The organism is Pseudomonas sp. YQ_5, assembly GCF_043103305.1.
Taxonomy (GTDB): Bacteria; Pseudomonadota; Gammaproteobacteria; order Pseudomonadales; family Pseudomonadaceae; genus Aquipseudomonas; species Aquipseudomonas putida_Y.
Map to the genome: position 1 here is coordinate 24,190 of NZ_JBICJS010000081.1, position 9,254 is coordinate 33,443.

Annotated in this window: 8 protein-coding genes, 1 tRNA gene and 1 pseudogene; all 10 read right to left on the bottom strand. The window is 60.7% G+C overall.

Annotation, left to right across the window (positions count from 1 at the left end; genetic code table 11):
- Positions 1–12 precede the first annotated feature (12 nt).
- Complete coding sequence (locus ACF8EA_RS19010) at positions 13–1,725, bottom strand: SulP family inorganic anion transporter (RefSeq protein WP_392522963.1); 1,713 nt, start codon at positions 1,723–1,725, stop codon at positions 13–15.
- A gap of 176 nt (positions 1,726–1,901) precedes the next feature.
- Complete coding sequence (gene ychF, locus ACF8EA_RS19015; RefSeq protein WP_021784760.1) at positions 1,902–3,002, bottom strand: redox-regulated ATPase YchF; 1,101 nt, start codon at positions 3,000–3,002, stop codon at positions 1,902–1,904.
- 24 nt (positions 3,003–3,026) lie between these two features.
- Positions 3,027–3,611 carry an aminoacyl-tRNA hydrolase gene (pth, locus tag ACF8EA_RS19020; protein ID WP_012270476.1) on the bottom strand — a complete coding sequence of 195 codons (585 nt, stop codon included), beginning with the start codon at positions 3,609–3,611 and terminating at the stop codon, positions 3,027–3,029.
- Positions 3,612–3,690: 79 nt separating this feature from the next.
- Entirely contained in the window at positions 3,691–4,284 is a 594-nt protein-coding gene (locus ACF8EA_RS19025) for a 50S ribosomal protein L25/general stress protein Ctc (RefSeq protein WP_275966827.1), read from the bottom strand.
- A gap of 118 nt (positions 4,285–4,402) precedes the next feature.
- Entirely contained in the window at positions 4,403–5,344 is a 942-nt protein-coding gene (locus tag ACF8EA_RS19030; RefSeq protein ID WP_003247410.1) for a ribose-phosphate pyrophosphokinase, read from the bottom strand.
- A gap of 48 nt (positions 5,345–5,392) precedes the next feature.
- Positions 5,393–5,467, bottom strand: a tRNA-Gln gene (locus tag ACF8EA_RS19035).
- Between the two features lie 20 nt (positions 5,468–5,487).
- Entirely contained in the window at positions 5,488–6,348 is an 861-nt protein-coding gene (ispE, locus tag ACF8EA_RS19040; RefSeq protein WP_028698053.1) for a 4-(cytidine 5'-diphospho)-2-C-methyl-D-erythritol kinase, read from the bottom strand.
- Between the two features lie 4 nt (positions 6,349–6,352).
- Positions 6,353–6,970 carry a lipoprotein insertase outer membrane protein LolB gene (gene lolB, locus ACF8EA_RS19045; RefSeq protein ID WP_103443480.1) on the bottom strand — a complete coding sequence of 206 codons (618 nt, stop codon included), beginning with the start codon at positions 6,968–6,970 and terminating at the stop codon, positions 6,353–6,355.
- A 4-nt stretch (positions 6,971–6,974) separates the two neighbouring features.
- A complete protein-coding gene (locus tag ACF8EA_RS19050; protein WP_275966826.1) occupies positions 6,975–8,696 on the bottom strand; it encodes a tetratricopeptide repeat protein in 1,722 nt (573 codons plus the stop codon).
- Positions 8,697–9,039: 343 nt separating this feature from the next.
- Positions 9,040–9,254 (bottom strand): annotated as a pseudogene (locus ACF8EA_RS19055) (hypothetical protein); the annotation flags it as partial.

A 9,254-nucleotide genomic window follows, 5' to 3' on the forward strand; every position in this document is an offset into this window, starting at 1 on the left:
CTCCCAGGGAATTCAGGGTTGCCAATCAACCCCACTCTCTTCCAGATAGGCATCCACCGCTGCGCCCACCGTCGGATGAAAGGCTTTCTCCCCTATAGGCTCGAACAACTCGAACTGCCGCATCTTGTCCTTCACCGGGTCCTTCATTTCGGCAAACTGCAGCTCCACCCCTCGCGCTTCCAGTGCCCAGTCCAGCTCGGCCAGCATGTCCGCCGAAGTGATATCGATGCTGGTCACGGGCTCAGCGGCAATCACCACCCGCTGCACAGGCGTTGGCGACGCGTCCACCGCCGCCATCACTGTGTTCTGGAACTGCTCGGCGTTGGCAAAGAACAACGGCGCGTCCCAACGCAGCAGCACCAGCCCTGGAATACGCCGGGCCTGTGGGTAACGCTGTATGTCATGGTATCCGCGCAGCCCATCGGCCCGGCCGAGCACCGCGTAGTGCGGCCGCCAGCCGTCCCACAGGAACTCGATCACCGACACCGCCACAGCAATGCCAATACCGGGAATGGCGCCAAACACCGCTACGCCGACAAAGCAGGTGAACGACAGCCAGAACTCCCACTGCTGCATGCGGAAGATACGCTTGAGGTCGGCAAATTCGAATAGCCCCAGTGCAGCGGCAATCACCACCGCAGCCAAAGCGCTGTTGGGCAGGTGCTGCATCAGATTGGGCGCTACCAGCAGCAACAGGGTCACCGCCAGGGCGCCGATGATGCCGGTGAGTTGGGTCTGCGAGCCGGCAGCTTCGGCCACTGGAGTGCGCGATGAACTGCTGCTGATCGGGATGCCCTGGAACAGCCCGGAGGCCAGGTTGGCCACGCCCAGGCCGAACATTTCCTGGTTGGGGTTTACCCGCATCTTGAGGCGCGCGGCATAGGAGCGCGACAGCACACTGGTGTCGGCGAACGAAACCAGCGCCACGGCAATCCCGCCCAGTAGCACCTCGACCAGATCAATGTCACTTACCCAAGGGAAGACGAAGCCGGGCAGGCCCTGGGGCAATTGCCCGAGTACCTTGACGCCCATCTGATCAAGGTTGAACAGGCTCACTGCCAGCGTCGCCAGTACCACGGCGATCAGGATGCCTGGCAGGCGCTTGAACGGTTTGAGCAGCAGAATCAGCCCCAGGCTACCGGCACCCACGATGAAGCTTGGCCAGTGCCCTTGGCCGGCGAAAAGCGCCTGGCCCAGGTACCAAAGGTCGCGCAAGGGCCCTTCGCTGTCGACTTTGATGCCGAACAGCTTGGGCAACTGGCTGATCAATACGGTCAGGGCGATGCCGTTCATGTATCCATAGCGGATGGGCTTGGACAGCAACTCGGTGATAAAGCCCAGGCGCAACAGCCCGGCAATCACACAGAACGCCCCGGCGACCAGTGCCATCATGCTGGCGATGGCGATCGCCCGCTGCGGGTCGCTGGCGGCGTACTGCACCACCACAGCCAGGATAGGCGCGGCCAGCGCCGAGTCCGGGCCCAGCACCAGGATGCGGCTGGGACCGAACAGGCCGTAGGCCAGCAGGGGGATGATGGTGGCGTACAGACCATAGATGCCGGGGACGCCGGAAGCCTCGGCGTAGGCGATGCCCACAGGCACCAGCATGGTGGTGAGTACCAGGCCGGCGGCGATGTCCTTGGGTAGCCAGGCTGCCTTGTAGTGGAGCAGGGTGACCAGGCCGGGTAACCAGCGTTGCCAGTCGAAACGAGTGGGTTGGGGCATGGTGTCGGCTCTGGGCGAGAAGGGCGCTGAACCTCAGCTTAGATGCTGGGGGCGGGGGCCGCTTTGCGGCACAGCGCGACACAAGGCCGCCCCTGCAAGGGGCGCGCATGCCTGGGCAAAACAAAACCCCTTGAAGCGCAAGCCTCAAGGGGTTTGTGTGTGCTGCAGGCTACTGCTTAGACGTTGAAGCGGAAGTGCATCACGTCGCCGTCTTTGACGATGTAATCCTTGCCTTCCAGACGCCACTTACCGGCTTCCTTGGCACCGGCTTCACCCTTGAACTGGATGAAGTCGTCATAGGCCACCACTTCAGCGCGGATGAAGCCTTTTTCGAAGTCGGTGTGGATAACGCCGGCTGCCTGCGGGGCAGTGGCACCGACGCGTACGGTCCAGGCACGTACTTCCTGCACGCCGGCAGTGAAGTAGGTCTGCAGGTTCAGCAGTTCGTAACCGGCGCGGATCACGCGGTTCAGGCCAGGCTCTTCCAGGCCCAGGGCCTCCAGGAACATGTCCTTCTCTTCACCGTCTTCCAGCTCGGCGATTTCTGCTTCGATCTTGTTGCACACCGGCACCACTACCGCGCCTTCTTCCTCGGCAATGGCCTTGACCACGTCCAGGTGCGGGTTGTTGTCGAAGCCGTCTTCGGCCACGTTGGCGATGTACATCACCGGCTTGCTGGTCAGCAGGTGGAAGCCACGGATGACGGCTTTTTCATCGTCAGCCATGTGCTTCATCAGGCTGCGCGCTGGCTTGCCTTCGGTAAAGTGCGGGATCAGCTTTTCCAGAATGGCCTTTTGCGCCAAGGCTTCCTTGTCGCCGCCCTTGGCGTTGCGGGCTACCTTCTGCAGTTGCTTTTCGCAGCTGTCGAGGTCGGCGAAGATCAGTTCGAGGTCGATGATCTCGATGTCACGCTTGGGATCGACGCTGTTGGAAACGTGGATCACGTTCTCGTCTTCGAAGCAGCGCACCACGTGGGCAATGGCGTCGGTCTCGCGGATGTTGGCGAGGAACTTGTTGCCCAGGCCTTCGCCTTTCGAGGCACCGGCAACCAGGCCGGCGATGTCGACGAATTCCATGGTGGTCGGCAGGATGCGGTTTGGCTTGACGATCTCAGCCAGCGCAGCCAGGCGAGCGTCGGGCATAGGTACGATGCCGCTGTTTGGCTCGATGGTGCAGAAAGGGAAATTCTCCGCCGCGATGCCAGACTTGGTCAGGGCGTTGAACAGGGTGGACTTGCCGACGTTGGGCAGGCCGACGATGCCGCAATTGAAACCCATGGGTATTCCCCTCTCTAAAGGAAATCAGGCCTTCTGGCTGTGCAGCTCGCGCATCGCCTTGGCGAAATCGCCGGCGAGCACGTCCGGCAGCACGCCGAGGGCAAAATCGATGCTGGCGTCGAGCTTCTCCTGCTCGGCGCGCGGCGCGCGGCCCAGGACGAAGTTGGATACCAGTTTGGCGTCACCCGGGTGGCCGATGCCAAGCCGCAGGCGGTGGAAGTCGTTCTGGTTACCGAGCTGCGCGATGATGTCGCGCAGGCCGTTGTGCCCACCATGGCCGCCGCCGCGCTTGAGCTTGGCAACGCCCGGGGGCAGATCGAGTTCGTCGTGTGCCACCAGTATCGCTTCCGGCTTGATGCGGAAGAAATTGGCCAAGGCCGCTACGGACTGGCCGCTGCGGTTCATGTAGGTGGTGGGGATCAACAAACGAACGTCGTTGCCCTGATGGCTGAATTTAGCCGTCAGGCCGAAATACTTTTTGTCAGCGGTCAGCGAAACACGCTGGGCGCTGGCAATGCGTTCAACGAAAAGAGCCCCTGCGTTATGCCGGGTCTGTTCGTATTCGGGGCCGGGGTTACCCAGGCCGACGATCAACTGGATGGCGGTCACGTCAGGGGCTCTTCCTTGGAGTTGGTGGGTTACAGTGCGCGCGGCACTGTAACCCGATCAACGCCGGCGTGCGAGTGGATTACTCGGCAGCGCCTTCTGCTTCTGGAGCAACGCGTGGAGCGTGAACGTTGGCAACAGCTTTGTCATCACCGTGGGCCAGAGCGACGAACTCTACGCCTTTCGGAGCTTTCAGGTCCGAAAGGTGGATGATGGTGCCGACTTCGGCGTTGGCCAGGTCAACTTCGATGAACTCAGGCAGGTCTTTGGCTTCGCAGGAAACTTCGATCTCGGACTCAACGTGGGAGATCTCGCCGCCTTTCTTGGCCGGGGCTTCTTCGTTGATGAAGTGAACCGGAACCTTGGCGGTCAGTTTCTGGCCAGCAACGACGCGGACGAAGTCAGCGTGCATGATGAACTGCTTGGCTGGGTGGCGCTGCATGGCCTTGATGATGACGTTCTGCTTAACACCGTCAACGTTCAGCTCGATAACGTGGCTGAAGGCAGCTTCGTTTTCGAACAGCTTGGTGATTTCCTTGGCCAGGATGGTCAGGGATTGAGCTTCTTTACCACCACCGTAGACAACGGCTGGGATGCTCAGCGAGTGACGCAGGCGGCGGCTCGCACCTTTCCCCAGGTCAGTACGCGCTTGGGCGTTCAGAATAAAATCAGTCATTTTGTTTCTCCAAAATAGCCCCCCGAGGGCGTTTGCGACCAGCGCCAACGGGGATGGCAAAAAAGCCCCGCCCCAACACAGGTTGGGGCGGGGCGCTTCATATCAACACGTGTCCCGCTTAGCGGAACATCGCGCTGATCGATTCTTCGTTGCTGATGCGGCGTACCGCTTCAGCGACAACCGGTGCGATATCCAGCTGACGGATACGGTCACAGGCTTGAGCAGCGGCGGACAGCGGAACGGTGTTGGTCACCACCAGCTCGTCCAGTACCGACTTCTCGATGTTCTCGATCGCGCGGCCCGACAAAACAGGGTGCGTGCAGTAGGCGTAAACCTTGGCAGCGCCGTGCTCTTTCAGGGCTTTGGCCGCGTGGCACAGGGTGCCGGCGGTGTCGACCATGTCGTCTACCAGGATGCAGGTGCGCCCTTCGACGTCGCCGATGATGTGCATAACCTCGGAGTGGTTAGCCTTTTCGCGGCGTTTGTCGATGATACCCAGATCGACGCCCAGGGACTTGGCGACAGCGCGTGCGCGCACGACACCACCGATGTCCGGGGAGACGATCATCAGGTTCTCGAAACGCTGGTCTTCGATGTCGTCAACCAGTACGGGCGAGCCGTAGATGTTGTCGACGGGAATATCGAAGAAGCCTTGGATCTGGTCAGCGTGCAGGTCGACGGTGAGTACACGGTCGATACCTACGACAGTGAGCATGTCAGCAACAACTTTGGCGCTGATGGCTACACGTGCCGAACGCGGACGGCGGTCCTGGCGGGCATATCCGAAGTAGGGAATCACGGCGGTGATTCGGGATGCTGAGGAGCGGCGGAAGGCGTCGGCCATCACTACCAGTTCCATCAGGTTATCGTTGGTCGGAGCGCAGGTCGGCTGAATAATGAAAACGTCTTTACCGCGAACATTTTCATTGATCTCAGTACTGATCTCGCCGTCGGAGAATTTACCGACAGAGACGTCACCGAGAGGGATATGCAGCTGACGTACGACACGCCGAGCCAGATCGGGGTTAGCGTTCCCCGTAAAGACCATCATCTTGGACACGCGCAGTACCTGAAGGCTGAGGGTATACCTGGATGAGTATAAGGAAAATGGCAGGGGCGGCTGGATTCGAACCAACGCATGGCAGGATCAAAACCTGCTGCCTTACCGCTTGGCGACGCCCCTGTATCTGTTGCTGCGAACGCTCATGCGCTCGACTTCTTGACCAGACTTTGCAGCTTGCGATGCAACATCGAAATATTGCTTCCTTTCGCCACAAACCCTGTTTGGGTCGCTGAAAGAAGGGCCAGAACTTTATCAGCTTCGGCTTTGCTTGGGAAGGCCCCAAACACACAACTTCCAGTGCCGGTTAGTCGAGCCTCAGTGAACTTTCCCAGTAAATTCAACGCATTGCGAACTTCAGGGTAATTCTGCTCTACCACCGGTTGGCAGTCATTTCGACTGTTTCCCTCGGGAACGGGGCGCATCTTAAGGGGGAGTGAATCACGTGTCAACTGCGGATGTGAAAAAATTTCTACTGTGCTGACAGACACTTGCGGCACCAGCACGACATACCAAGGTTCGATCGGGTCGACCGGAGTCAGTTGCTCCCCTACACCTTGCGCGAACGCCGCATGGCCGCGTACGAACACCGGCACATCGGCGCCCAGGCGCAGACCCAGTGCGGCCAGGCGGTCTTCGTCCCAGTCCAGTTGCCACAGGTGGGCGAGCGCCAGCAGGGTGGTCGCGGCGTCCGAGCTGCCGCCGCCGATGCCACCACCCATGGGCAGCACCTTGGTCAGCCAGATGTCGGCGCCGAGGGTGGTGCCCGATTGTGCCTGCAACATACGCGCGGCCCGCACGATCAGGTTGCTGTCGTGGGGGACTGCCTCGATCTCGGTGTGCAAGTGGATCACGCCATCGTCACGCAGGGCGAAGCTCAGTTCGTCGCCGTGGTCGAGAAACTGGAACACCGTTTCCAGCTCGTGGTAACCGTCCGCGCGGCGGCCGATGATGTGCAGCCACAGGTTGAGCTTGGCCGGGGCGGGCAGGGTGAGCTTGTGCATGGGATCAGTGCCCCAGCTGGCGTGGCTGCCAGTCCTTGACCACCAGGGTTACGTCCAGGTCCTTGCCGTGCAGCTTCAGGCGCTCGGGCAACCAGTAGCCGTTCTGTTCGGTGTAGCTCAGGTACTGCACCTGCCAGCCATCCTGGTCCAGGCTGGCCAGGCGGCTGTCGCCGTCCAGGGTCAGCTTGCTCTTGCTGTCGGGAGCGGGCAGGCCGCGAACCCACCAGACAAGGTGCGACACCGGCAGTTGCCAGCCCAGTTGCTCTTCCAGCAGCGCTTCAGGGCTGGCAGCTTCGTAGCGGCCCTGGTTGGCCACCTCCAGCACGACGCCACCCGGGCGGCCGGTCAGGCGTGCGGCGCCACGGCCCAGTGGGCCGGCCAGGCGAATATCATAGTAGTCCTGGCGTTGCAGCCAGAACAGCGTGCCGCTGCCAGAGTCGCGCGGGGCACGGATGCCGACCTTGCCGCTGATCTGCCAGCCATCAAGGTTGCTCAGTTGCTCTTTATGGACGCGCCACTGTTGCGGGTCGCCGTGGCCCTGCAGGGCCTCTCGGCTACCGAAGCCGGCACAGCCGGCCAGCAGGGCGATCAAGGTAAAGGTGATGCAATGGCGCAGGAACATGGCGTTAAAGAGTCTCGGATCCGGTCAGGCGTAAAAGGGTCTTGCGCAGGATAGGGCTGTCGGCCTGGGCTTCGAAGCCCTTGGCCCATACATGACGAGCTTCGCGGCGCTTGCCGTTGGCCCACAGCACTTCGCCCAGGTGGGCGGCCACTTCGTGGTCGGGGAAGTTGGCAAAGGCCTGGCGCAGGTAGGTTTCAGCTACGTCGAGGTTGCCCAGGCGATAGTTGACCCAACCCAGGCTGTCGAGCACTGCCGGGTCATCGGGGGTCAGTTGGTGGGCTTTGTCGATCAGCGCCTTGGCTTCGGCATAGCGGGTGGTACGGTCGGCCAGGGTATACCCCAGGGCGTTCAGGGCCATGGCGTTTTCTGGCTCGCGGGCGATGATGGCGCGCAGGTCTTTTTCCATCTGCGTCAGATCGTTGCGCTTCTCGGCCAGCATGGCGCGGGTGTAAAGCAGGTTGAGGTCGTCCGGGTAGCGCTGGATGGCTTGCTGCAGCACCTGGTTGGCCTGGGCGTCCTTGTTGTTGTTGCTATAGCTTTCCGATTCGATCAGGAACAGCTGGATGGCATAGTCTGGCTGGGCTTCGCGTGCTTCGGCGAGCAGGCGCGAGGCATCACTGCCGCGGCCGTTGGCGATCAGGATGTCGGCCTGGCGCAGCTGTGCCGGCAGGTAGTCTGGGCCTGGGCCGACCAGGGCGTATTCACGCAGAGCTCCAGCAGGGTCGTGGCGCTCCTCTTGGATGCGGCCCAGGTTCAGGTGCGCAGCGTCGACGTTGCTGTCTCGCTCGACCAACTCCTGCAAGTAGCCTTCGGCTTCATCCCAGTCTTTGTTCTCAAGGCACACCAGCGCCAGCGAGTAGCGCAGTTCGTCATCATCGGGGTATTGCTGGACCAGGCTGATGAATTCGCCTTTGGCATCGGCGATACGGTCCTGTTCGACCAGGGTGCGAGCGTAGGTGAGGCGCAGGCGTTTGTCGTCCGGGTTGTCGCGAATCGCCCCACGCAGCAATGGCAGGGCTTCCGGACCACGGTCCAGGGCCTGCAGCAGCCGGGCACGCAGCAGGATCGGAGCGACCTCGCCGTTTTGTGCAGGGTGCGACTCGAGCAGTTCCAGGGCTTCTTCTGTCTTGCCGTCCTGGTTCAGCAACAAGGCCTTGCCGAATATCAGTTGGCCGTTGTCGGGGTATTTCACCAGCAAGCGTTCGAAACTATGTAGCAGGCCGTCGCGGGTGCTCTGGTCGGTTTCGGCTGCAGACAGGGCGAGGAAGTCGAAGTGGGTGTCGCCCTTGCCCTGCAGTACCTTTTCCATGTAGGTCATGGACTCGTCATAGCGACCGGCGCGGGCCAGCTGGATGGCGGCGGCGCGCTGTGCGTCGAGGTTCTGCGGGTCGTTGCGCGCCCAGACCAGCGCATTCTCCAGTGACGGCTCGTCGGCGCCGAGGTACTCGGCAATGCGGTAGGCGCGCTCGGAAACTGCGGGGTCCTGGGTTTTTGCCGCCTGATCGGTGTAGTTGGCCAGGGCGATGTCGAAACGGTTGCGCTGGCCGGCCAGCTCTGCCACCAACAGGCTATAGAGTGTGTCCTGCTTGAACGAACCATACACCACGGGCTTTTCCGCCTCGCCCTTGCCAGCTTCGGCGACGGGAGGCTCGGCCTTTTGCGGGGCCAGGCTTTGGCAGCCCTGTAGCAGGGCGAAGGCAAGCAGCAATGCGTATGGTTTGTTCATAGAAAGGCTTATAGGAGGACTCACCGGCGGTCGGAGCATGATGACACAAGCGCGGAGGCAAACCCACCTGCGAAGGTCGTGGTTTACAGGCTGGGTGGTGCAGAGTGGGACAGCGGGGTGGGGGAGAGGTTCGCTGGGGCTTGTGCTTGAGGTTTGGCGCTGCTTTCAAAGGGTTAATGATCGGCAACATATAGGAATGCCCTAAAGAGTAACAGTGCGAGAAAAAGCGCTATGCACACAATGACGAGTCTGCTGAGTAATTTCTTCGTGTGGCTTGGTAATTGGTTTGCTTCTTTGATGCCTATTAAGCCTTTGCGTGCATAGGCTTTCGGGAAAGTTGGCATTAAAGATATTGTTCCGAATCGAAGAGCTTTCCCGGTAAAGCCAAGTTCAGTATTGTTTTTCTGTTCTCGCTGATTAACTTGCAATTGGGTCGCATTGATTCAATGTGTTCAGTCAGGCGATGGGGTAAATATAGGGTTATCGACATGGATACGAAGATTGCGGTGATAAGAATGGCGAACACCACTCCTAAAATTTCATGAGTGGTGCTTACTT